This is a genomic window from Facklamia sp. P13069 (assembly GCF_050409405.1).
Taxonomy (GTDB): Bacteria; Bacillota; Bacilli; order Lactobacillales; family Aerococcaceae; genus Facklamia.
Window position 1 is genome coordinate 1 of the sequence record NZ_JBNUPN010000064.1, and the last position, 561, is coordinate 561.

Below are 561 nucleotides of genomic sequence, written 5' to 3' on the forward strand. Positions count from 1 at the left end.
AAAAAATGGCAATCCGATGAAAAGAAAGTCTTCAATTGGACTTATCATGAAGCAGATGATTATTATATTGACCTTCAAGGGGTACGTTTCAATTTCAGTGCTTACCGTGAGCGAAAAAATCATTATGACGAGATTCAACAATTCAAAGAATACAAAGCTGAAACGCACACTTCAGGAGGCGAACGCATTGAAGCCGCATTTACTCCGAAAGGTTCCATCCGAAAAATCAGCGTCAATCCTTCTTGGGAATATTTTAAAGCTAAACAACGTGCACTGGCTGAAGAAGAAACCACCCAAGCCATTTATGCCCGCCGAAAAATCGATGTTGAAACTGCCTTTGGCTATCTCAAGGGTTCTTTAGGTTTCACCCGAGTCCACCTTCGAGGCAGACGGAAGGTGAAAATTGAATGAGGCATTGCATTACTGGCATACAATATCAATAAACTGGTGTTATATATCCAAGAACAAGAAAAAATAAAGACCCGAGACAAAATGCGTGGACATTTTATCTCGGGTCTTATTTTAAAGGTTATAGCAAAAATGGACTTATGATACAGCCCC

At 39.9% G+C, this 561-nt stretch carries 1 protein-coding gene; it reads left to right on the plus strand.

Annotated features, from left to right (window positions below):
• The coding region (locus tag ACQV2T_RS09365; protein ID WP_428893594.1) for a transposase at positions 1-411 on the plus strand (411 nt) is incomplete at its 5' end.
• Positions 412-561 lie beyond the last annotated feature (150 nt).